The sequence below is a fragment of the Microbispora amethystogenes genome, assembly GCF_016863015.1.
Lineage (GTDB): Bacteria > Actinomycetota > Actinomycetes > Streptosporangiales > Streptosporangiaceae > Microbispora > Microbispora amethystogenes.
Genome location: NZ_BOOB01000017.1, coordinates 175,152 through 197,782 on the forward strand (window position 1 = coordinate 175,152; position 22,631 = coordinate 197,782).

A 22,631-nucleotide genomic window follows, 5' to 3' on the forward strand; every position below is an offset into this window, starting at 1 on the left:
CCGAGGGGAGGGATCGCGATCCTGATGGTCGCGATCCCTCCCCTCGGGAAGGTTCGGTCAGAGGTCCAGGCTCAGCAGAGTCGACTCAGAAGCAGGGTCGGTTCAGAGGAGCCGGCTCAGACAGCAGGCTCAGCGGCCGGTGTAACGGCGGCCGCCACTGCCGCGCCCGCCAGCACTGTGGCCGCCGCCGCTGTATCCGCCGCCGGTGCCGCCCCCGCTCCCGCTCCCGCTCCCGCCGCGAGGACGTCCGCCACCGCCGTAGGAGCGCTCACCGCCGTGGGGCCGGTCACCGCTGTGCGGCCGGTCGCCGCCGTACGACCGTTCGCCACTGTAGGAACGCTCGCCACCGCCGCGTCCGGTGCCACCGCCGCCGCCACCGCTGCGGGAGCGGTCGCCGAAGCGCCGGGGGCGGCCGGCCCGGGACTGGTCGTCCGGCCGGGACCGCAGCGGCGTGCGCACCTCCGGTTCCCACACGGGCACCGTGTCGCCGCTCGGCCGCCTGGCCCCGGCGATGTCGGCGAGGATCGGGTCGCCCGGCGCCACCCGGTGCCGCGACGCGGTGACCCCCGCCTTGCGGGTCAGCGACTCGGTGGCGCGGCGCTCGCTCGGCAGCACCAGCGTCAGCACCACCCCGTGCTCGCCGGCGCGGGCCGTACGGCCGCCGCGGTGCAGGTAGCTCTTGTGGTCGGCCGGCGGGTCGACGTGCAGCACGAGGCTCACGTCGTCCACGTGGATGCCGCGGGCCGCGACGTCCGTGCAGACGAGCACGCCGATGTCGCCCCGGCGGAACCCGTCGAGGATGCGGGTGCGCTGGTTCTGCCGCTTGCCGCCGTGCAGGCCGCCGGCGCGGACTCCCGCGCGGGCCAGCTGCTTGACGACCCGGTCCACGCCGTGCTGGGTCCGCACGAACAGGATGGTCCGGCCGTCGCGGTTGGCGATCTCCGCGGTGACGTCCGTCTTCTCCTCCCGGTGCACCTGGAGCAGGTGGTGCTCCATGGTGTCGACCGGGGAGGTGGCCGGGTCCAGCGAGTGGACGACCGGGTCCGTCAGGAACCGCTGGACCAGCTTGTCCACGTCGCCGTCGAGCGTCGCGGAGAACAGCAGCCGCTGGCCGTCCGCCGGCGTGCGCGCCAGAATCGCGGTCACCACCGGGAGGAATCCGAGGTCGCACATGTGGTCGGCCTCGTCGAGGACGGTGATCTCGACGTCGCCGAGATCGCACTCGCCCTGCTCCATCAGGTCGGTGAGGCGCCCGGGCGTGGCGACGACGATGTCGACCCCCCGGCGCAGGTCCTCGATCTGACGGCCCATCGGCATACCGCCGACGACCGTCCTGGTGCGCAGCGACAGCCCCCGGCCGAGCGGCTCGATAGCGCTCGCCACCTGGAACGCGAGTTCGCGGGTGGGCACGAGGACGAGGGCGCGGGGCCGCCGGGGGCGGGCCCGCTCCCCCGCGATCCTGACCAGCGTGGGCAGGCCGAACGCGAGAGTCTTGCCGGAACCGGTCCGGCCCCGCCCGAGGACGTCGAGTCCGGCGAGGATGTCGGGAATGGCCGCCTGCTGGATCGGGAACGGCGCGGTGATGCCCTGGCGGGCGAGCCCCGTCACGAGCGGCCTGGGCAGCCCCAGGTCCGCGAACTCAACGGGGTTCTCGGTGATACCGGCGGTCGTGCCGTCACCGAGGTCAAGCATGGTCACGTAATCGTGCCTTTCGTAGGAGATCCCGCCACGTGGACGGGTTGAGAACGTGCCGGAGCACGTGGGGGCGTCACTTCTGCGAAAGGACGACCCATGACGTACGGCGAGCCGTACCTTTCGGGCGCTGCACGCCGGTGGCTCACCGGCGGCCCGTGCGCCCGAGTAACCGTGCGCACAGAGAACCGTGCGCGGGCGTCCGGTGCGGCGGGCCGCCAGGCGGCGGCCTCCCACGGACGCTCGACTCGCGTCGCACAAGATGAAGCAAAGAATCACTGTACGGCATTCCCGCGCCGCGTGGGGCGACACAAAGCGACACGGACCCGCGCGGCGGGATGAGCACCGGCGGGCGGCCTCCCGGTGGAAGGCCGCCACGGACCGGACGGAGCAGACGGGCGGCGGGACGGATCAGACGTTGAAGCCGAGCATCCTGAGCTGGTCGCGGCCCTCGTCAGTGATCTTGTCCGGGCCCCACGGCGGCAGCCAGACCCAGTTGATGACCACGTTGGAGACCAGGTCGGCGAGCGCCGAGTTGGCCTGGTCCTCGATGACGTCGGTGAGGGGGCAGGCGGCGCTGGTGAGCGTCATGTCGATCGTCGCGATCGGCCGCTCGCCCTCGCCGGCCGGGTCGAGGTTGACGCCGTAGACGAGGCCCAGGTCGACCACGTTGATCCCGAGTTCGGGGTCGACGACGTCCTTCAGCGCCTCCATCAGGTCGTCCAGGCTGGGAGACCCGTCGAAGGCGCCGGGCTCGGCGGCCTCCGTCACGGTTCCCGTCGGGGTCTCGGTGGGCTTGCTCACGTCGTCTCCTCAGCTCTTCTCCCGGGCCGGGTCACGCTCTCCGCGTGCCGGTCGACACCGGTGGGGCGTCCGGTCATCCCTGGCTCCGCATCAGCGCGTCCTTGTAGGCCATCCAGGCCAGCAGCGCGCACTTGACCCTGGCCGGGAACTTCGCCACGCCGGCGAACGCCACGGCGTCGCCCAGCACGTCCTCGTCGGGCTCCACCTGGCCCCTGCCCTGCATGAGCCGGGTGAACTCCTCCACCACCGACAGCGACTCGTCCACCGTGGAGCCGGTGGCGAGCTCGTGGAGCACCGAGGCGGCGGCCTGGCTGATCGAACAGCCCTGGCCGTCGTAGGACACGTCGAGCACCTTGCCGCCGTCGGCCACCTTCACCCGCAGCGTCAGCTCGTCGCCGCACGTGGGGTTGACGTGGTGGACCTCGGCGTCGAAGGGCTCCCGCAGACCCCGCCCCTGGGGATGCTTGTAGTGCTCCAGGATCAGCTCCTGGTACATGGATTCAGCGATCATGTTCAGCCGAACACCTTCTGCACGTGGTGGAGGCCGCGGACCAGTGCGTCGATCTCGGCCGTCGTGTTGTACAGGTAGAAAGACGCCCGTGTGGTGGCCGGAATTCCGAACCTGAGATGCAGCGGCCGGGCGCAGTGATGACCTACCCGGACCGCGATCCCGTACACGTCGTCGAGGATCTGCCCCACGTCGTGGGGGTGGATGCCCTCCAGCGTGAACGAGATCGTGCCGCCGCGGGCGATCGGCGTTCGCGGCCCGATGATCCTCAGGCCGGGGAGCTCCGGCAGCGCCTCCAGGGCGTACGCCACCAGTTCCTTCTCATGCGCCTTGATCTGGTCCATGCCGACGGCGGTCAGGTAGTCGACCGCCGCGCCGAGCCCGATCGCCTCCACGATGGGCGGCGTCCCGGCCTCGAACTTGTGCGGCACCGGCGCGTACGTCGAGTGGTCCATCCAGACCGCCTCGATCATCTCGCCGCCGCCCAGGAACGGCGGCATCGCGTCGAGCAGCTCACGCCGGCCCCACAGCACGCCGATCCCGGAGGGGCCCACCATCTTGTGGCCGGTGAACGCGACGAAGTCGACGCCCAGCTCGGCCACGTCCACGGCCTGGTGCGGCACGGACTGCGACGCGTCGAGCATCATCAGCGCGCCGACCTCGCGCGCCCGCGCCAGGATCGGCGAGACCGAGTTGACCGTGCCCAGCACGTTCGACTGGTGCGTGATCGAGACGATCTTCGTCCGCTCGTTGACCAGCTCCTCCAGGCCCTCGACGTCGAGGCGGCCCTCGTCGGTCACCGGGAACCAGCGCAGCGTCGCGCCGGTGCGCTGCGCGAGCATCTGCCACGGCACGATGTTGGAGTGGTGCTCCATCTCCGAGATCACGATCTCGTCGCCGGGGCCCATCCGGAACCGCTCGTCCTCGCCGATGGGGTTGCCGAAGGCGTACGCCACGAGGTTGAGGGCCTCGGAGGCGTTCTTGGTGAAGACGATCTCGTCCCGCGACGGCGCCCCGACGAACGCGGCGATCTTGCCGCGGGCGTCCTCGTACGCCTCGGTCGACTCGCTGCCGAGCACGTGCAGCGCCCGGCCGACGTTGCCGTAGTGCCAGGTCAGGTGGTCGCGCATGGTCTCGACCACCTGGGCCGGCTTCTGGGAGGAGTTGCCGGAGTCGAGGTAGACCAGCGGCCTGCCTCCGGGAAGCTCGCGGGTGAGGACCGGGAAGTCCTTCCTGATCCTCTCCACGTCGAAGCCGGGCACGGCACTCATCAGGCGGACGCCGCCTTCGAGGTGTACGCCTCGTAGCCCTCGGCCTCCAGCTTGTCGGCCAGCTCGGGGCCGCCCTCCTCCACCACGCGCCCGGCGGCGAAGACGTGGACGAAGTCCGGCTTCACGTAGCGCAGGATGCGGGTGTAGTGGGTGATCAGCAGCACGCCGGTGTCGCCGGAGGCGCGGAACCGGTTGACGCCCTCGGAGACGACGCGCAGTGCGTCGACGTCGAGGCCGGAGTCGGTCTCGTCCAGCACCGCGATCTTCGGCTTGAGCAGTTCGAGCTGGAGGATCTCGTGCCGCTTCTTCTCACCGCCGGAGAAGCCCTCGTTGGTGTTGCGCTGGGCGAAGGCCGGGTCGATGGACAGCGCGTCCATGCCCGACTTCAGCTCCTTGGCGAACTCGCGCAGCTTCGGCGCCTCGCCGCGGACCGCGGTGATCGCGGAGCGCAGGAAGTTCGACACGCTGACGCCGGGGACCTCGACCGGGTACTGCATGGCGAGGAACAGCCCGGCGCGGGCGCGCTCGTCCACCGCCATGTCCAGCAGGTCCTCGCCGTCGAGCAGGACGCTGCCGGAGGTGACGGTGTACTTGGGGTGCCCCGCGATGGCGTACGCCAGCGTGGACTTGCCCGAGCCGTTCGGGCCCATGATGGCGTGGGTCTCGCCGCTGCGGACCGTCAGGTCGACGCCGCGCAGGATCTCCTTGTCGCCCACGGCGACGTGCAGGTCACGAATCTCAAGGGTGGACACTGTGTATTTACTCCTTCGAGAGCGAGACGTACACGTCGTCGCCTTCGATCTTGACTCGGTAGACGTTGACGGGCCTGGTCGCGGGCGGCCCGGTGGGCTTCCCGCTGCGCAGGTCGAAGCAGGAGCCGTGCAGCCAGCACTCCAGCGTGTGGTCGTACACCTCGCCCTCGCTGAGGCGGACCTCGGCGTGCGAGCACACGTCGTGCAGGGCGAAGACCTCGCCGCCGGTCCGCACCAGCGCGACCGGCGTGTCCCCGACCTCCATGCCGACGACGCCGCCGTCGGGGATGTCCGCGACCTGGCAGACCTTCTCCCAGTGGGGCGTCTCGCCGCTCATCGGGCCAGCTCCGCCTCGACCGCGGACAGCACGCGCTCACGCAGCTCCGGCAGCTGGATCTTCTCCAGCAACTGGGCGAAGAACCCGTGGATGACCAGGCGGCGGGCCTCGTCGAACGGGATGCCGCGGGCCTGCAGGTAGAAGATGTGCTCGTCGTCGAGGCGGCCGGAGGCGGACGCGTGGCCCGCTCCCGCGACCTCGCCGGTGAGGATCTCCAGGTTCGGCACCGAGTCGGCGCGGGCGCCGTCGGTGAGGAGGAGGTTGCGGTTGAGCTCGTAGGTGTCGGTGCCCTCGGCCTCGGCCCGGATGATCACGTCGCCGATCCAGACCGCGTGGGCCTCGTCGCCCTGCAGCGCGCCCTTGTAGGTCACGTTGCTGCGGCAGTTCGGCACGCTGTGGTCCACCAGCAGGCGGTGCTCCAGGTGCTGCCCGGCGTCCACGAAGTAGAGCCCGGTGAGGTCGGCGTCGCCGCCCGGCGCGGTGTACGACACCGAGGGCGACAGCCGTACGAGGTCGCCGCCGAGGGTGACCACGAACGACCGGAACGTCGCGTCCTTGCCGAGCCTCGCGTGGTGGTGGGAGACGTGCACGGCGTCGTCGTCCCAGTCCTGCAGGCTGACGACCTTGAGCGTCGCGCCCTCGGCCACGTCGAACTCGACGTTGTCGGCGTAGACCGCGCTGCCGCGGTGGTCCAGGACCAGCACGGCCTCGGCCAGCGGCTCCACCGACACGAGGATGTGCCCGTACGCCGCGGCGCCGTCCCCGGACCCGCGCAGCGTGATCACGGTGGGCCGGGAGGCGGCCGTCATCTTCGGGACCGTGACGACGGTGGCCTTCTCGAACGACGAGTACGCCTGCGCGCTGACCCGGTCGGCCGGGGTGTAGGCCCGGCCGAGCCGCGCGTCGTCGCGGGCGACGGTCTCGACCCGCACCTCGGGCGCGGCCTCGACGTCCACCACGACCCCGCCGGTGACGGCGGCCGTGCCGTCGTGCAGCCCCTTCAGCCGCGCGAGCGGCGTGAAGCGCCACTCCTCCTCGCGGCCCGTCGGCACCGGGAAGTCCGCCACGTCGTACGACGCCTTCTCGTGCAGCGTCGACAGCGGTTTGGTCTCCAGGCCCATCAGCCGACCGCTCCTTCCATCTGCAGCTCGATCAGGCGGTTGAGCTCCAGGGCGTACTCCATGGGCAGCTCGCGGGCGATCGGCTCGACGAACCCACGGACGATCATGGCCATCGCCTCGTCCTCGCCGAGGCCCCGGCTCATCAGGTAGAACAGCTGGTCCTCCGACACCTTGGAGACCGTGGCCTCGTGGCCCATGGAGACGTCGTCCTCGCGGACGTCGACGTAGGGGTAGGTGTCGGACCGGCTGATCTGGTCGACCAGCAGCGCGTCGCACTTGACGGTCGAGGCCGAGCCGGCCGCGCCCTCGTCGATCTGCACCAGGCCGCGGTAGGACGTGCGGCCGCCGCCGCGCGCGACGGACTTGGAGATGATCGTCGAGGAGGTCTTCGGCGCGAGGTGCACCATCTTGGCGCCCGCGTCCTGGTGCTGGCCCTCGCCGGCGAAGGCGACCGACAGCGTCTCGCCCTTGGCGTGCTCGCCCATGAGGTAGACGGCCGGGTACTTCATCGTGACCTTGGAGCCGATGTTGCCGTCGATCCACTCCATGGTCGCGCCCTCGTACGCCACGGCGCGCTTGGTGACCAGGTTGTAGACGTTGTTCGACCAGTTCTGGATGGTCGTGTAGCGGCAGCGGGCGCCCTTCTTCACGACGATCTCGACGACCGCCGAGTGCAGCGAGTCGGACGAGTAGATCGGCGCGGTGCAGCCCTCGACGTAGTGGACGTAGGAGTTCTCGTCCACGACGATCAGCGTCCGCTCGAACTGGCCCATGTTCTCGGTGTTGATCCGGAAGTAGGCCTGCAGCGGGATCTCGACGTTCACGTTCGGCGGCACGTAGATGAACGAGCCACCGGACCACACGGAGGTGTTGAGCGCGGCGAACTTGTTGTCGCCGACCGGGATCACCGTGCCGAAGTACTCCTTGAAGAGCTCCTCGTGCTCGCGCAGGCCGGTGTCGGTGTCGACGAAGATGACGCCCTTCTCCTCGAGGTCCTCACGGATCTTGTGGTAGACGACCTCGGACTCGTACTGGGCGGCGACACCGGCGATGAGGCGCTGCTTCTCCGCCTCCGGGATGCCGAGCTTGTCGTAGGTGTTCTTGATGTCGGGCGGCAGCTCGTCCCAGGAGGCGGCCTGCTTCTCGGTCGAGCGCACGAAGTACTTGATGTTGTCGAAGTCGATGCCCGTGAGGTCGGAGCCCCAGGTCGGCAGCGGCTTCTTATGGAACAGCCGAAGGCCCTTGAGGCGCAGGTCGAGCATCCACTCCGGCTCGTTCTTGAGCGCGGAGATGTTGCGGACGACCTCTTCGGACAGCCCACGCTTGGCCGTGGCCCCCGCCACGTCCGCGTCGGCCCAGCCGAACTTGTAATTCCCGAGGCCTTCCAGCTCCGGGCGGTCGGTGACAGTCACCTGCCGGACTCCTTGCTCGTCGATGTGCTCGATATATGTGCGGTCGGTATGTGTGCGGCCGGTGTGGGCGGACCCGGCAGACCCGATGGATCGGCACGCGCGTGCCGCGCGGCCAGCGCGGGCGAGCTGACGTGGGTGGTGCAGACGCCGTCGCCGTTGGCGATCGTGGCCAGCCGCTGCACCGGAGTGCCGAGCAACCGGGCGAACGCCTCGGTCTCCGCCTCGCACAGCTGCGGGAACGCCGCCGCGACGTGCGCCACCGGGCAGTGATGCTGACACAGCTGCTCGCCGCCCTTGCCGGTCGCGGTCGCGGACGCCGCGTAGCCCTCCGTCGAGAGCGCCTCCGCCAGCACGCGGACCCGCTGCTCGGCCGGGACCTCGCGCATCAGCGTCTCCAGCCTGCCGACCAGCCCGGACACCTGAGCCTGCGCGAACTCCGACACCGCCTCGCCGCCCAGGCGCTCGGCCAGGAAGCGCAGCGCGCTGCCGGCCAGGTCGTCGTAGGCGTGGACGAAGGCGCTGCGGCCCGCGTCGGTGATCGCGAACATCTTGGCCGGCCTGCCGCGTCCCCGCTGACCGCGGGGGCGGGCCGTACGCGGCTCGATCATGCCGTCGGCCAGCAGCGCGTCGAGGTGACGGCGCACCGCGGCCGGTGTCAGCCCGAGCCGTTCGCCGAGCGCCGCGGCGGTCACGGGGCCGTGCTCCAGGATGAGCCGCGCCACCCTGGCCCGGGTGCCCCGCTCGGCGCTGATGTCCTTGCCGACGGTGGTGGCTGCGATGGTGGTGGTGCCCGCACGCGCGGGGGACGGGGACGCCGAGAACGGCCGCGTCGCCACGGCCTTCTCCGCGCTCTGTCTCCCCTGCACGTTTTTCACAACATCAGTGTGCCGTAATTCCTTCCCGGTCGACAAACCCAAGATGAGGTCGACGGGCATGCAATTTCTCACGCAGGCAAGGCTTACCTAACCTGCGACGACGGCTCCGCGAAGGTTTTCCGCGTCCTTTACTCCGCGGGCGTCCGGGAGCGGCATCCGACGACGAGAGCGCGCCCCCCGCTCCCTAAACTCGATGCAGTCAGCGACGTGGAGCGGCGTCCGGATTTCCGTCCCGCTCCGCGGTCGCGTCTGTGAGGGGAGGCCGGTCGCGTGACCGGGGTTGACAGCACGCCCGGCGGCGTGGGTGACGGCGCGGTGATTGACAGCGGCGCCGGTGACACTGCGCCGGCGGTCGAGATCGACGGACTGGTCAAGCGGTACGGCCGCACCACGGCCGTCGACGGGCTGGCTCTCACCTGCGCCCGGGGCGCGGTCACCGCCATCCTCGGCCCGAACGGCGCGGGCAAGACCTCCACGATCGAGATCTGCGAGGGGTTCCGCAGGCCGGACGGCGGAACCGTGCGGGTGCTCGGGCTCGACCCGGCCGATCCCGCGCTGAAGCCACGTCTGGGGATCATGCCGCAGGCGGGCGGGGTGCCTCCGGCCGCCCGCGCGGGCGAGTGGCTGCGGGTGGTCTCCCGCTTCTACGCCCATCCCCTCGATCCGGACGCCCTGCTCGCCCTGCTCGGGCTGACCGCGCACGCGCGCACGCCGTACCGGCGGCTGTCGGGCGGCCAGCAGCAGCGCCTGTCGCTCGCGGCGGCCGTCGTCGGGCGGCCCGAGCTGGTCTTCCTGGACGAGCCGACGGCCGGGCTCGACCCGCAGGCCAGGCACGCCTGCTGGGACCTGGTCACCGCGCTGCGCGACGCGGGGGTCTCGGTCGTGCTGACGACCCACCAGATGGACGAGGCCGAGAAGCTCGCCGACCACGTGGTGGTCATCGACCACGGACGGGTGGTCGCCGAGGGCACGCCGTCGGCGCTGACCGGGGCCGAGCGCCAGCTCAGGTTCCGCGCCCGTCCCGGCCTCGACCTGGAGGAGCTGCTCGCGGCGCTGCCGCCGGGCAGCGCCGCCAAGGAGTCGCCGTCGGGGCACTACATCATCGAGGGACTGGTCGGCCCCCAGCTGCTGGCGACCGTCACCGCGTGGTGCGCCACCGAGGGCGTGACCACCGAGGACCTGCGCATCGAGCGGCGCACGCTGGAGGACGTCTTTCTCGAACTGACCGGCAGGGAGCTGCGGTGAGCGCGATCACCACGCTGGACCTCACCCCGCGGCCCGGGGCCGCGCCGCTGCACCGGATGGTGCTCGCGCAGGCGGGCGCGGAGATCCGCGCCATGCTGCGCAACGGCGAGCAGCTCCTGCTCACCATGATCATCCCGGTCCTGCTCCTGGCCGGCTTCTCCGCCGCTCCGCTGGTGGACGTCGGCGGCGGCCGGCGGGTCGACTTCGTCGCCCCCGGCATCCTCGCGCTCGCGGTCATGTCGACCGCGTTCACCGGCCAGGCCATCGCCACCGGCTTCGAGCGGCGGTACGGCGTGCTCCGGCGCCTCGGCGCCACCCCGCTGTCGCGTATGGGGCTCCTGCTGGCCAAGACCGTCGCCGTCGTCGCGGTGGAGGCGCTGCAGGTCGTGGTGATCACCGTGGTGGCCCTGGCCCTCGGCTGGTCGCCGCACGGCGGCCCGTCGCTCGGCGCGCTGTGGGCCGTGCCGCTCCTGCTGCTCGGCACGGCGGCCTTCAGCGGCCTCGGCCTGCTCATGGCGGGCACGCTGCGGGCGGAGGCGACGCTCGCCGGAGCCAACCTCGTCTACCTGGTGCTGCTCGGGCTCGGCGGCGTGCTGTTCCCGCTCGACCGGTTCCCTGGCGGGGTGCGGCAGGTGCTGGAACTGCTGCCGATCAGCGCGCTCACCTCCGGCCTGCGCGCCGTCCTCAGCGACGGCGGCGGCTTCCCCGGCGGCCCGCTGCTCGTGCTGCTCTGCTGGGCCGTCGCCGCCCTCGCCCTGGCCGCCCGCACCTTCCGCTGGGAGTAGTCCCCGGCCGGGACATCGCCCGTTTTGCGCCGTATGTCGGCACCGTATGATTGCGGAGTTTGCGCTGATCAAGTGACGGGTGAGGGTTGGGCATGACGGCTGAATCGCTGTCCGGGGCGGCCGAGCCGTACCGGGCGGGGCCGCGGGCCGGGCGAGCGCTGCGGGCGGCGTCGGACGCGGTGCCGCCGCCGGGGCTGGTGCTGCTGGCCATCCTGTCGGTCCAGGTCGGGGCCGGGCTGGCCAAGAACCTGTTCACGCAGGTTCCCCCCGCGGCGATGGTGTTCCTGCGCATCGCCACCGGCGCCGTCATGCTCCTGGCCGTGGTGCGGCCCAAGGTGCGCGGGCTGTCGCGGCGCGACCTCGGCGTCGGCGTCGCCTTCGGGCTCAGCCTGGGCCTGATGAACCTGTCGTTCTACGAGGCCCTGGCCCGGCTGCCGATCGGGATCGCGGTGTCCATCGAGTTCCTCGGGCCGCTCACCCTGGCCGTGGTGTCCTCCCGCCGCCGGCTGGACCTGCTCTGGGTGGCGCTGGCCGCCGCCGGCGTGATCCTGCTCGCGCCCTGGGGCGAGGCGGGCTCAGCGAGCTGGGCCGGCATCGCGTTCGCCGCGCTGGCCGGGACGTTCTGGGCCGCCTACATCGTGTTCTCGGCTGCCACCGGCGCCCGCTTCCCCGGCGCGAGCGGGCTGACCTTCGCCATGATCGTGGCCACGGTCCTCACCACCCCCATCGGGGTCGCGGCGGGCGGCGACGCTCTACTGCGGCCCGAGATCCTGCTCCTCGGGGCCGGCGTCGGCCTGCTCTCGTCGGTCATCCCCTACTCGCTGGAGCTGGAGGCCCTGCGCCGGATGCCCAAGCGGGTCTTCGGGATCCTGATGAGCCTGGAACCCGCCGTCGCCGCGCTCGTCGGGCTGTTCGTCCTGCACGAGGTGCTCCAGGGCCGCGAGTGGGCGGCGATCGGCTGCGTGGTCGTCGCCTCCATCGGCGCCACCCGCGCCGGCGGCTGATCCGTTCCGCCGCCGTCCCTCAGCCACCGCGCCCTCGCGTGGGGCCTACTGCGGCGCCTGCCGCGGCGGGTCGGCCGACCAGATCGCGCGTACGTGCTGGAGATGGTGGTGCGTCAGGCGCTCGGCCGCCGGGGCGTCGCCGCGTACGACGGCGTCGAGAAGGCCGAGGTGCTCGCGGGCGGAGGCCACCAGCATGCGCGTGTCGGGCAGCCCGCGCAGCCCGTAGAGCCGGGCCCGGGCACGCAGGTCCCTGACCGTCTCCACCAGCCGGGCGTTGCCCGACAGGCCGAGCAGCGCCAGATGGAACCGCTGGTCCGCCGCGACGTAGGCGAGCAGGTCGCCGCGGGCCGCCGCCGCGACGATCTCCCGGGCGAGCGGGCGCAGCTCCTCGGCCTCGGCGCCGCGGCCCTCCCGGGCCAGTTTGGCCACCGTGGGCGCCTCGATCAGCCGCCGGATCTCGATGATCTCGTCGAGGTCCCGCTCGGACACCTCGGCCACCCGGAAGCCCTTGTTGCGCAGGGCCTCGAACAGGCCCTCCTTCGCGAGGTCGAGCATCGCCTCGCGCACCGGCGTGGCGGAGACGCCGAACCTCGCTGCCAGGGCGGGCGCCGAGTAGACGACGCCCGGCCGCATCTCTCCGGCCACCAGCGCGTCGCGCAGCGCCTGCGCCACCTGCTCGCGCAGGTTCTGCCGGGTGGCCGGGACCGCCGGGCGGGCGTCGCCGGATCCCGCGGGCCCAGGGTTCGGGAGCACACGTTTCGGGGGCACAGGTTGTGGAGGCACAGGTTGTGGAGGCACAGGTTGTGGAGGCATGGGTTCCGCGGGCACGGGTTGCCTGCGCACCGGTTCGCCGGATACCGGTTCTCCGCGCATCGGCCTTCCCCTCGCCCCGGACATCGTCCGGTCACCGCCCCCTCACGCTCCACGGCCGATCGTACCGTTTCCCCGTCCGCGATGATCAACGCGTACGGGCTCCGGGAGGGGGCCCTTCACGCAGGCACGGGCGCCCGGGGCGGAGAGGGGACCACCCCGCGGGCCACCTACCATGAGTGTCGTGAAGCCCACGACTGACCGGATCCGCTCCGCCCTGCTCGCCCTGTATCGCTCGATCGTGTTCCCGACGGCCGAGTCGATGCGGCGGTGGGCGTTCGCGGCGATCGTGGTCAACGTCGGCATCACCGTCACCGGCGCCGCCGTCCGCGTCACCGGCTCGGGCCTCGGCTGCCCGACCTGGCCGCGCTGCACGCCCGGCAGCTTCGTGCCGGCCCGGATCGACACCCATGCGCCGCTCAACATGGCGATCGAGTTCGGCAACCGGCTGCTGTCGTTCCTGGTGCTCGCGGTCGCGGCCGCGTGCGTGGTCGCCGCCTGGAGGCTGGGACGCGGCGAGCGCGGCCGGCCCGGGCCCGTCCAACCGGGACAGGGCAGGCCGGTCCTGCTGCGGCTCGCGCTGCTCCAGCCGGCCGGGGTCGTCGTGCAGGCGCTGTGGGGCGGCCTGGTGGTGCACAGCATGCTCAACCCGGTGACCGTCAGCGTCCACTTCCTCTTCTCGATCGGCATGACCGCCGCCGCCGTCGTGCTGTTCGCGCGGGCCTCCGAGGGGGACGCCCCGGCGCAGCGGCTGGTCCACAAGGACATCCGCACGCTGGGCTACGTGCTGGTCGCCGCCGCCTTCACGCTGCTGCTCGCGGGGGTCGTGGTGACCGGAACCGGCCCGCACTCGGGCGACGAGGCGGCCTCGCGGTTCGGCTTCGACATCCAGACCGTGGTGCGGCTGCACACCGACGTCGCCTACGTCGTCGTCGGGCTGACGTTCGCCCTGCTGTTCGCCCTGCACGTGACCGACTCCCCCGGCCGCGCCCGGCGCGCCGCGCTCGTGCTGCTCGGGGTGGAGCTGTCGCAGGGCGTGGTCGGATACGTCCAGTACTTCCTCGCCGTACCCGCGGCCCTGGTGCTCCTGCACGTGCTGGGAGCGGCGCTCGTGTGGATCTGCGCGCTCCGCGTCGTGTTCCTCATGCGCACCCGGGGGCCCGCGCCCGTCCCGGCCGCCGAACAGCCGGAGCTCCACCACGCGGGGGTGTGACCGAGGTGGGAGGCTTACCCCACTCCTTGTCCCGCCTGGCGCCCTGGACCTGGTCGCGTGCGGCCCGGCGCCGGGGCTTCCAGGCGCTCGTCGCCCTGAGCGTGCTGCCGCTGGCGCCGATCACCTGGGCCTGGCTGACGAGCGCGGCACACCGGGTGACGGCGGAGCCGGGCACGCGGTGGACCGCCTCGGTGCCCGCCATGCCGGCCGCGCTGGTGCTCGGCGCGGGCGTCATGGGCGACCGCCCCTCCGCGATGCTGAGCTCCCGGCTCGACATCGCGGCGGAGCTCTACCGCGCGGGCCGGGTGCGGGCCCTGCTACTCTCCGGCGACAACAGCCGCAGGAGCTACGACGAGCCGACGGTCATGCGCGACTACCTGGTCTCCAGAGGCGTCCCCGCCGGGCGGATCGTGCTCGACTACGCCGGGTTCGACACCTGGGACTCCTGCGTCCGGGCCAAGGAGATCTTCGGGGCGTCGCGTCTCGTGGTGGTCACGCAGGTGTTCCATCTCCCCCGGGCCGTCGCGCTGTGCCGGACCGCCGGGCTCGACGCGTTCGGCGTCGGCGACGACTCCAGCCACGACTGGCCGGTGGAGACGGCGGCCTACGCGGTGCGGGAGTTCCCCGCCACCGCCAAGGCCCTGCTCGACGGCCTGGTTCTGCACTCCTCGCCACGGTTCCTCGGCCGGCGCGAGGTCACCCTCGACCACGCGCTGGCCTCCTGACGCCGCGAAACTTTCATCCGGCCGCCTGCGGTGACCTGGGCGGACAGGGGCGCGCGGGCCTGGTCCGCTGGCCGGTCGCGGAAGACGGCGTTAGGGTCCGGGGCACGTGGGAGCGCTCCCACCTGTCCGTACGGGAGGTGAGGCCACACCACAGTGGCTATCGCACCGCGGGTACGAGGCGGACCCTCCTCCGCCCACCCATCGCGCGACGCCGGGGAGGCCGTCACGGCGGCCTCCCCGGCGTCTCCCGCGAATCCGGATTCAGTTCACCGTCGCGCGCCGCTCAGCCGCAGCTGATGTCGCTGATCGTCGGCGCCGCCGACCCGGAGCCGAGGAACCCGGCCGTGGCCGAGGCCCCCGGGGCCAGCGAGTTGTTGTACGTCGGCGCGTGGATCATCGCGAACGGCCCGCTCTGCATCGAGGTCCCGTTCCACGCCTGGGTGACCGTCGCGCCGTTCGACAACTGCCACTGGATGTACCAGCCGTTCAGCGGCGTCGTGCCGGTGTTCTTGATCGTGGCCTCACCCTGGAAGCCGCCCGGCCAGGTGTTGGTCAGCTTCACCGTGGCGGTGCAGGCCGGGTTCCCGGTCGTCGGCGACGCCGAGGGGCTCCGGCTGGGCGTGACGCTCGGGCTGGCACTGGGGCTGCCACTGGGGCTGGCACTGGGGCTGGCGCTCGGGGACGCGCTCGGCGACGGGTTGCCGCCGACGAAGTCCACGTCCGAGCAGCCGTAGAAGGTCTCCTGGCTGTCGGACCGGTACCAGACGGCGTAGATGATGTGCCGGCCGCTCTTGTTGGGCAGCTTGCCCGAGAAACGGTAGGCGCCGTTGGTGACCGCGGGCTCGGGGTCGGCCGTGAGGAACGGCTGCTCCTCCATGTCCGCCCAGGTGAGCGGCTTCGTCGGGTCGTAGCCGTCCTTGGTGATGTAGAGCTTGAAGCCGCCGGGGTGGGGCACCCAGGCGCCGTAGACGAAGTCGTACGTCGCGCCGGCCCTGACCGTGGTGGTCGGCCAGTCGGTCCTGGCCGCGTCGTAGGCGGCGTACTTGCTGAAACCGCCGCTGCACAGCTGGCCGTCCGGGATGAAGCCCCGGGTCCGGCCGCCGCCGTCGGAGCGGAGCACGCCGTACCAGTCGTAGAGGGGCTGGGTGCCACCCGCCGCCACCGCGTCCTTGCAGGCGGCGTTCTTGGGGATGATCTGGCCGCCGGTCAGGCCGTCGGTGTAGCAGGCGTAGGTGCGGCTGGCGGGGGCCTGCAGGGCGCCGTGGGCCTCGGCGGCGGTCTGGGTCACGATCGCGACGACGCCGGCGAGCAGGGCCGCCACCGCGGCGAAGACGGCGAGGTTGCGCCTGGATCTCAACCGCGGAGTTCGCAGGGGCAGGAATCTCACAGGGGTTCTCCTCTGATGGGCGGGCACGCCTCCGGTGAGGAAGGTCGCGCCGTCTTGAGCTGTCGTACGAGAAGAACGCGTGCGGCATCGCCGCACGCCCTCCTGAGCCCACCCATCAGTGGCCACCGCGCACAGTGATTGAAACACGCGCGAGGCGCCCGGGCCAACTACGACCGGCGAATCCGCCGATCACCCTGCCCCGATCTTCCCGGCCCGATCTTCCCGGCCCGATCTTCCCGGCCCGGTCAGGGTGGCGGCGGGCCGTACCCTCCGGGACCGGGCGGCGGCTGCTGCCCGTAACCGCCAGGAGGGAGGCCACCGGGGGTAGGACCACCGGAAGCATGGCCACCGGAGGGAGGGCCGCCGGGACCGGGCGGGCCGTACCAGGGCGGCACGGCGGGGCCGCCCGGCCATCGGCCCGGCGCCGCCGTCGGCGCGCCGGGGGCGTACCCCGGCGGCGGCACCCCGCGCGCCGCGTCCGCCTGGTGGCGCTCCGGCAGCGGGAACGACATCCGGGCGTAGGCCATCAGGTCCGCCAGCGACCGCTGCTGGGCGCGGAAGGTCTCCTCGTCGACCCCTCCCCTGGCCGCGCGGGCGTGCAGCAGCCCGAGCTCGGTCGAGGCGAGCTGATAGTCGATCATGGCGCGCGCCCCCGCCCGGCCGCCGAGGGCCTTGGCCCAGGCCCGCGCGTGCCGCCGGCGGCGCAGCGACGACAGCATGAAGATGTCCGCCTGGTTGATCAGCCCGTTGCGCTCGTACGGCGGCAGGTAGTGCTGGATCAGCCCGACGATCCGCCGCCTGTCCCGGAAGATCACGACGAGCTCGACCACGAGCAGCAGCATCAGCAGCAGGTAGGCGACGGCCAGCCCGCCGAGCCCGCCGAAGGTGGCCAGGCCATTCCAGAGGCCGTGCAGCAGCATCGCGCCGATCCAGCCGACGACGATCACGATGACGCCCACCGCGCCCCGGCGCTGGGCGGCGTACGCGACCGCGATGCCGATCAGCGAGGTGAACAGCGGGTGGGCGAACGGCGAGAGCACGGCCCGCAGCACGAGCGTGGCGGCGAGCCCCTGGGCGCCGTTCTCCTGCAGCGCTGCGATGTAGTAGCTGACGTTCTCGGACATGGCGAAGCCCAGCCCGACCATGCTGGCGTAGATGATCCCGTCGGTCGGGCCGTCGAGCTCGTGCCGGCGGAACCACAGCAGCCCGAGCAGCACCAGGCCCTTCGCCGTCTCCTCGACCGGCGGCGCGCCGAAGGTGGCGACGAGGTTCCGCGCGTTGCCGACGTCGCCGAGCTGGTGGGCGACGTAGACGAGGTTGAGCGAGTTCAGCAGCCCGGCGAGCAGCACGGCGATGCCGGCGCCCCAGGCGAACGCGAAGGCCAGGTTGCTGCGCGGCTCGGGCTCCATGCGGTCCAGCGCGAGCACGCCCGCGAGCAGCAGCGGCACCGGCGCCACCGCGAGCCCGAGCGCGATGAAGAACTGGACCGGATCGCCGTTGATGATGTCGAAGGAGAACGACACCAGGGCGCAGATCCCGGCGATGACCAGGCCCGCGATCAGACCGACGGACGGGCGTTCCTTCAGGACGGCGCGAGGGTCGAGGCCTGCCACTTTGCGACTGTAACCGAACACGGCCGCTGCGGTCCTCCTCCGGTCCCAGGAGATCCCAAAGATCCCGTGCCGGGAAGTATCCCGCATGTCGAACCGGAGGATCGGCGAAGCGGCCCGGAACCCACGGCACAATGGTCGATCATGAACGTCGCACCACGCGGCGGGCTCGGGCGGCGCGGCTTCCTGCGCGTCGCGGCCGCGGCGGCCGTCGGCACGGTCGCCGGCACTGTCGCCGCCTGCGAGCCCGCCGTACAGCTCGGGGGATCAGGACAGGCCGCGTCCCCGGGAACGGCCGCCTCGCCCGGATCGTCCCGCGGTCCCGCACCGGAACGGCTTTTGGCCGGCGACCCGGACTGGCGGATCCACCGGACCGGCCCCGACGAGGCGATCGAGGGCTACTGCGACCGCGCGAGCGTGCTGCCCGGTGAGGCCTTCGGGCTGCACGTGTCCACAACCGGGGACCGCTTCCGGGTCACCGCCTACCGGATGGGCTGGTACGGCGGCGCCCTGGCCCGCCGGGTGTGGCGCTCGGCGTGGGCGCGTGGCCGCGACCAGGGCCGAGGCGAGGGGGCGGCCGGGGACACCCGCATCGTGCGCGCCGGTTGGCGGCGGAGCATGACGGTGCCGACCGAGGGCTGGCCCGAGGGTGTCTATCTCCTGCGCCTCGACTCCGAGCGCGGCCACCAGCGGTACGTGCCCCTCGTCGTGCGCTCGGCCTCCGGAGACGGCCGTACGGTGCTCGTCCACGCGACCCCGACCTGGCAGGCGTACAACCGGTGGGGCGGCTACAGCCTCTACTACGGGGAGGACGGCAGATACGAGAGCCGGTCGCTCGCGGTCAGCTTCGACCGGCCGTACGACCGGACCGGGATGGAGAAGTTCCTGATCCACGAACGGCCGGTGGTGGCGCTGGCGGAACGGCTCGGCCTGCCCCTGGCCTACACGACGCACGGCGACCTGGAGGACGGCCACGACGTGCTGTCCGGCGCCTCCGCCGTGGTCTTCCTCGGCCACGACGAGTACTGGACGCCCGGGGTCCGCCGCACCGTGGCCGACGCCCGTGACGCGGGCGTCAACCTCGCCTTCCTGGGCGCCAACACCTGCTACCGCCGCGTGCGGCTGGAGGACGACGGCCGGACGGTGGTCTGCTACAAGACCGCGGTGGACCTCGACCCGCTGGTCCGCAGGCGCCCGTCGCTGGCGACCACCGACTTCCGGGCGGCGCCGAAGGCCGACCCCGAGTCGTCGCTCGTCGGGGTCTACTACGACGGTTATCCGGTCGACGCGCCCTTCGTCGTGCACGAGCCCGGCCACTGGATCTTCGCCGGCACCGGCGCGCGCCGCGGCGACGCCTTCCCCCACCTCGTGGGGGTGGAGTACGACCGGGTGAACACCGGCGTGCCGACGCCGAGGCCGCTGCAGATCCTCGCCCACTCGCCGGTCACCTGCGTGGGACGGCCCAGCTTCGCCGACGCGGCCTACTACACCGCGCCGGGCGGGGCCGGGGTGTTCGCCTCGGGGACCATGCGGTGGGCCGAGACGCTCATGGCAGGCACCCGGGACCTGCCCCGGGCGCACGGCATCGGCGCGCGCACCCGGGCCTTCGTCACGACCGCGACGACCAACCTGCTGAAGGGCTTCGCCGAGGGCCCGGCGGGTGAGCGCATGCCCGCGCCCGACGACAACGTGCGCAGCACCTACCGCCGCTGACCCCGCTCAGACGAGCAGCGAGTCGATCGCGACGGCGAGGAACAGCAGCGCCAGATAGATGTTCGACCAGTGGAAGAACCGCATCGGCCGCAGGTCGACGCCGGTCTTGCCGGCGTTCACCCGGCCCATCAGGCGGTGGACCTCCACCAGGCAGACCACGCCGAGCACGAGCGCGACGGCGGGATAGAACAGGGAGGTGCCGGCGACCGGCCACAGCAGCAGCGAGCACAGCACGGTGGCCCAGGTGTAGGCGACGACCTGCCGCACGACCCGGCGCTCGGTGGCCACCACGGGGAGCATCGGCACCTCGGCCGCCGCGTAGTCCTCGCGGTAGCGCATGGCGAGGGTCCAGGTGTGCGGCGGCGTCCAGAAGAACACCACGCCGAACAGCACGACCGGGGCCCACGACAGCCCGCCGGTGATGCCGGCCCAGCCGATCAGCACCGGCATGCACCCGGCGATGCCGCCCCACACGATGTTCTGTGACGTACGCCTCTTCAGCACCAGCGAGTAGACGAAGACGTAGAACAGGATCGCGCCCAGCGACAGCGCGGCGGCCAGCGCGTTCACCGTGAGGGCGAGGCCGAGGGTGGACAACGTGCCGAGAATCACACCGAAGACCAGCGCGCCCGCCGGGGAGACGTCGTGCTTGGCGAGCGGCCGCCTGCGGGTCCGCCGCATCGTGCGGTCGATGTCCCGGTCGATGTAGCAGTTCAGCACGTTCGCGCTGCCCGCCGACAGCGTGCCGAAGACCATCGTCGCGGTGGCCGTCCACAGGTCGGGCAGCCCGCGCGCCGCCAGGAACATGACCGGCAGGGTCGTGATCAGCAGCAGTTCGATGATCCGCGGCTTGGTGAGCGCCACGTAGGCCTTCACGAGCGCCCCGGCGGAGCGGGGAGCCGTGGCCGTCGCGGTCGGCCCGAGGGGGGCCACCGCCTGCTTGTTCGTCAGGACCGTCAAGGCGCTTCCAACACGTGCGAGGTCAACGCGTAACCTTCTGATTAGGGCGGATCTCCGGGCAGCGGCCGGCACTTGAGCATTCACTGTAGTCGCCGGAGTGGGTGGTCCCCGAACCGGGGGCGAAGTCGCGGGCGCGTACCGGAGGTGCCTACCAAACGGTATTACTGCCGACCCGTTAGGGTCCCGTGTGGGCGGGAAATGCCAGAACCGGCGCGAAAACCAGAGGGGATCGAGCAGTTGAGCAGCGCAAGCCTTGAGTGGAGTGACCTTGACCGGCAGTCGGTCGACGTCGTACGTGCACTTGCGATGGATGCCGTGGAGAAGGCGGGATCGGGTCACCCCGGCACCGCGATGAGCCTCGCCCCCGCCGCCTACCTTCTCTTCCAGCGGGTCCTGCGGCACGACCCATCGGATCCCAAGTGGGCGGGACGCGACAGGTTCGTCCTTTCCTGCGGGCATTCGAGCCTGACGCTTTACATCCAGCTCTACCTGTCCGGCTACGGCCTGACCCTCGACGACCTGAAGTCGCTGCGCCAGTGGGGCAGCCTCACCCCGGGTCACCCGGAGTACGGCCACACCCTCGGCGTGGAGACCACGACCGGCCCGCTCGGCCAGGGCATCGGCAACGCGGTCGGCATGGCCATGGCCGCCCGCCGCGAGCGCGGCCTGTTCGATCCCGACGCGGCCGAGGGCGCCTCGCCGTTCGACCACATGATCTGGTGCTTCGCCTCCGAGGGCGACCTCGAGGAGGGCATCAGCCACGAGGTCAGCGCGCTCGCCGGCCACCAGAAGCTCGGCAACCTCGCCGTCGTCTTCGACTCCAACCACATCTCCATCGAGGACGACACCCAGATCGCCCTCTCCGAGGACATCTCCAAGCGCTACGAGGCGTACGGCTGGCAGGTCCTGGAGGTCGACTGGACCGCCAGTGGCGAATACCAGGAGGACGTCCAGGCGCTGTACGCGGCGATGGAGGCGGCCCGCGCGGAGACCGAGCGGCCCACGTTCATCAAGCTCCGCACGGTCATCGGCTGGCCGGCGCCGAACAAGCAGAACACCGGCAAGATCCACGGCTCGGCCCTGGGCGCCGACGAGGTCGCCGCGACCAAGCGCGTCCTCGGCATGGACCCGGAGAAGAGCTTCGACGTCCCCGGCGAGGTGCTGGACCACGCCCGCGAGGTCGTCCAGCGCGGCCGGGCGCTGCGCGCCGAGTGGGACGAGGGCTACCAGGCCTGGCGTTCGGCGAACCCGGAGCGGGCGGAGCTGTTCGACCGCATCTCCGGCCGCAAGCTGCCCGAGGGCTGGGACAAGGCGCTGCCGTCGTTCGAGATCGGCTCGCAGGTGGCCACCCGCAAGGCGTCCGGCGAGGTGCTGAGTGCGCTCGCGCCGGTGCTGCCGGAGCTGTGGGGCGGCTCGGCCGACCTGGCCGAGTCCAACAACACCACGATGAAGGGCGAGCCGTCCTTCATCCCGGACGAGTACCAGACCAAGGAGTTCCCCGGCAGCAGGTACGGCCGGACGCTCCACTTCGGCATCCGCGAGCACGGCATGGGCGCGATCCTCAACGGCATCGCGCTGCACAACGGCACCCGCCCGTACGGCGGCACGTTCCTCGTGTTCAGCGACTACATGCGCCCGTCGGTGCGGCTCGCCGCGCTGATGAAGCTGCCGGTGACCTACGTCTGGACGCACGACTCGATCGGCCTCGGCGAGGACGGCCCGACCCACCAGCCGGTCGAGCACCTGTGGGCGCTGCGCGCGATCCCCGGCCTCGACGTCGTCCGCCCGGCGGACGCCAACGAGACCGCGGCCGCCTGGAAGGCCGTGCTGGAGCACGACGACCGGCCGGCGGGCCTCGCCCTGACCCGGCAGAACGTCCCGACCCTGGAGGGCACCGGCGACGCCGACACCGTCGCCAGGGGCGGCTACGTGCTGCAGGACGCGTCGAACGGCCAGCCGGCCGTGGTGCTCATCGGCACCGGCAGCGAGGTCCAGCTCGCCGTCGAGGCCCGCACGATCCTGGAGTCCCAGGGCATCCCCACCCGCGTCGTCTCGATGCCGTGCGTGGAGTGGTTCCAGGCGCAGGACCCGGCCTACAAGCAGACCGTGCTGCCCCCCGCCGTGCGTGCCAGGGTCGCCGTCGAGGCGGGAATCCCGCTCGGCTGGCGTGAGTTCGTGGGTGACGCGGGCGAGGTCCTCGGTCTCGATCACTTCGGCGCCTCCGCGCCGTACAAGACGATCTACGAGCAGTTCGGCCTCACCGCCGACCGCGTCGTCGCCGCCGCCAAGGCCAGCCTGGCCAAGACCGGCGCCGACAAGGGCGAGACGACCGGAAACTGAGGGACGA

Annotated in this window: 20 protein-coding genes; 7 read left to right on the top strand and 13 right to left on the bottom strand. The window is 72.0% G+C overall.

Translation table 11 applies throughout. The features are described 5' to 3' along the window. Positions 1-129: 129 nt before the first annotated feature. From Mam01_RS13145 to Mam01_RS13185, 9 genes are all read right to left on the bottom strand, one after another. Complete coding sequence (locus Mam01_RS13145; protein ID WP_204285688.1) at positions 130-1,692, bottom strand: DEAD/DEAH box helicase; 1,563 nt, start codon at positions 1,690-1,692, stop codon at positions 130-132. A gap of 411 nt (positions 1,693-2,103) precedes the next feature. After that, positions 2,104-2,496, bottom strand: coding sequence for a metal-sulfur cluster assembly factor (locus Mam01_RS13150; RefSeq protein WP_373868694.1), 393 nt, complete (start codon positions 2,494-2,496; stop codon positions 2,104-2,106). A 73-nt stretch (positions 2,497-2,569) separates the two neighbouring features. Next, positions 2,570-3,007 (bottom strand): Fe-S cluster assembly sulfur transfer protein SufU, encoded by a 438-nt coding sequence (gene sufU, locus Mam01_RS13155; protein ID WP_117410045.1) that lies wholly within the window; start codon positions 3,005-3,007, stop codon positions 2,570-2,572. A 2-nt stretch (positions 3,008-3,009) separates the two neighbouring features. After that, complete coding sequence (locus tag Mam01_RS13160) at positions 3,010-4,275, bottom strand: cysteine desulfurase (protein ID WP_204285624.1); 1,266 nt, start codon at positions 4,273-4,275, stop codon at positions 3,010-3,012. Next, on the bottom strand, positions 4,275-5,027 hold the full coding sequence (gene sufC, locus Mam01_RS13165; protein ID WP_150934641.1) for a Fe-S cluster assembly ATPase SufC: 753 nt from the start codon (positions 5,025-5,027) through the stop codon (positions 4,275-4,277). Before sufC ends, Mam01_RS13160 begins: the two co-directional genes overlap by 1 nt. A 7-nt stretch (positions 5,028-5,034) precedes the next feature. Next, positions 5,035-5,364, bottom strand: a complete 330-nt coding sequence (locus tag Mam01_RS13170) for a non-heme iron oxygenase ferredoxin subunit (protein ID WP_204285625.1) — start codon at positions 5,362-5,364, stop codon at positions 5,035-5,037. Next, positions 5,361-6,485: a Fe-S cluster assembly protein SufD gene (sufD, locus tag Mam01_RS13175; RefSeq protein WP_150934639.1), complete on the bottom strand. Its 1,125-nt coding sequence runs from the start codon at positions 6,483-6,485 to the stop codon at positions 5,361-5,363. Before sufD ends, Mam01_RS13170 begins: the two co-directional genes overlap by 4 nt. Next, positions 6,485-7,897, bottom strand: coding sequence for a Fe-S cluster assembly protein SufB (sufB, locus tag Mam01_RS13180; protein WP_150934638.1), 1,413 nt, complete (start codon positions 7,895-7,897; stop codon positions 6,485-6,487). Before sufB ends, sufD begins: the two co-directional genes overlap by 1 nt. Beyond that, positions 7,894-8,772, bottom strand: coding sequence for a helix-turn-helix transcriptional regulator (locus Mam01_RS13185; protein WP_239101265.1), 879 nt, complete (start codon positions 8,770-8,772; stop codon positions 7,894-7,896). The genes sufB and Mam01_RS13185 overlap by 4 nt, the downstream gene beginning before the upstream one ends. Before the next feature lie 318 nt (positions 8,773-9,090). Here Mam01_RS13185 and Mam01_RS13190 point away from each other — a divergent pair, with 318 nt between their 5' ends. From Mam01_RS13190 to Mam01_RS13200, 3 genes are all read left to right on the top strand, one after another. After that, positions 9,091-10,017: an ABC transporter ATP-binding protein gene (locus tag Mam01_RS13190; protein ID WP_204285689.1), complete on the top strand. Its 927-nt coding sequence runs from the start codon at positions 9,091-9,093 to the stop codon at positions 10,015-10,017. 56 nt (positions 10,018-10,073) lie between these two features. Next, entirely contained in the window at positions 10,074-10,802 is a 729-nt protein-coding gene (locus Mam01_RS13195) for an ABC transporter permease (RefSeq protein ID WP_204285690.1), read from the top strand. 92 nt (positions 10,803-10,894) lie between these two features. Further along, a complete protein-coding gene (locus Mam01_RS13200; protein WP_204285627.1) occupies positions 10,895-11,806 on the top strand; it encodes an EamA family transporter in 912 nt (303 codons plus the stop codon). Between the two features lie 45 nt (positions 11,807-11,851). Here Mam01_RS13200 and Mam01_RS13205 read toward each other — a convergent pair whose 3' ends face one another. Next, positions 11,852-12,559, bottom strand: coding sequence for a GntR family transcriptional regulator (locus Mam01_RS13205; protein ID WP_225311594.1), 708 nt, complete (start codon positions 12,557-12,559; stop codon positions 11,852-11,854). Positions 12,560-12,851: 292 nt separating this feature from the next. Here Mam01_RS13205 and Mam01_RS13210 point away from each other — a divergent pair, with 292 nt between their 5' ends. Continuing rightward, positions 12,852-13,889: a COX15/CtaA family protein gene (locus Mam01_RS13210; RefSeq protein WP_204285629.1), complete on the top strand. Its 1,038-nt coding sequence runs from the start codon at positions 12,852-12,854 to the stop codon at positions 13,887-13,889. A gap of 5 nt (positions 13,890-13,894) precedes the next feature. Then, positions 13,895-14,614, top strand: a complete 720-nt coding sequence (locus Mam01_RS13215; RefSeq protein WP_239101266.1) for a SanA/YdcF family protein — start codon at positions 13,895-13,897, stop codon at positions 14,612-14,614. Positions 14,615-14,897: 283 nt separating this feature from the next. Here the strand turns inward: Mam01_RS13215 and Mam01_RS13220 are convergent, their stop codons facing one another. Both Mam01_RS13220 and Mam01_RS13225 read right to left on the bottom strand, forming a co-directional pair. Then, the gene (locus Mam01_RS13220) at positions 14,898-16,001 is read right to left on the bottom strand and encodes a lytic polysaccharide monooxygenase auxiliary activity family 9 protein (protein WP_239101267.1); all 1,104 of its coding nucleotides are present in this window, start codon (positions 15,999-16,001) and stop codon (positions 14,898-14,900) included. Positions 16,002-16,246: 245 nt separating this feature from the next. After that, positions 16,247-17,614, bottom strand: a complete 1,368-nt coding sequence (locus Mam01_RS13225; protein WP_204285630.1) for a PrsW family intramembrane metalloprotease — start codon at positions 17,612-17,614, stop codon at positions 16,247-16,249. A 141-nt stretch (positions 17,615-17,755) separates the two neighbouring features. On the opposite strand from Mam01_RS13225, the gene Mam01_RS13230 reads away from it, so the two are divergent. Continuing rightward, on the top strand, positions 17,756-19,324 hold the full coding sequence (locus tag Mam01_RS13230) for a N,N-dimethylformamidase beta subunit family domain-containing protein (RefSeq protein ID WP_204285631.1): 1,569 nt from the start codon (positions 17,756-17,758) through the stop codon (positions 19,322-19,324). Positions 19,325-19,330: 6 nt separating this feature from the next. Here the strand turns inward: Mam01_RS13230 and Mam01_RS13235 are convergent, their stop codons facing one another. Beyond that, the gene (locus Mam01_RS13235; RefSeq protein WP_204285632.1) at positions 19,331-20,284 is read right to left on the bottom strand and encodes a heme o synthase; all 954 of its coding nucleotides are present in this window, start codon (positions 20,282-20,284) and stop codon (positions 19,331-19,333) included. A gap of 198 nt (positions 20,285-20,482) precedes the next feature. Here Mam01_RS13235 and tkt point away from each other — a divergent pair, with 198 nt between their 5' ends. Continuing rightward, positions 20,483-22,624, top strand: coding sequence for a transketolase (tkt, locus tag Mam01_RS13240; RefSeq protein ID WP_204285633.1), 2,142 nt, complete (start codon positions 20,483-20,485; stop codon positions 22,622-22,624). The last annotated feature ends 7 nt before the right edge of the window (positions 22,625-22,631 follow it).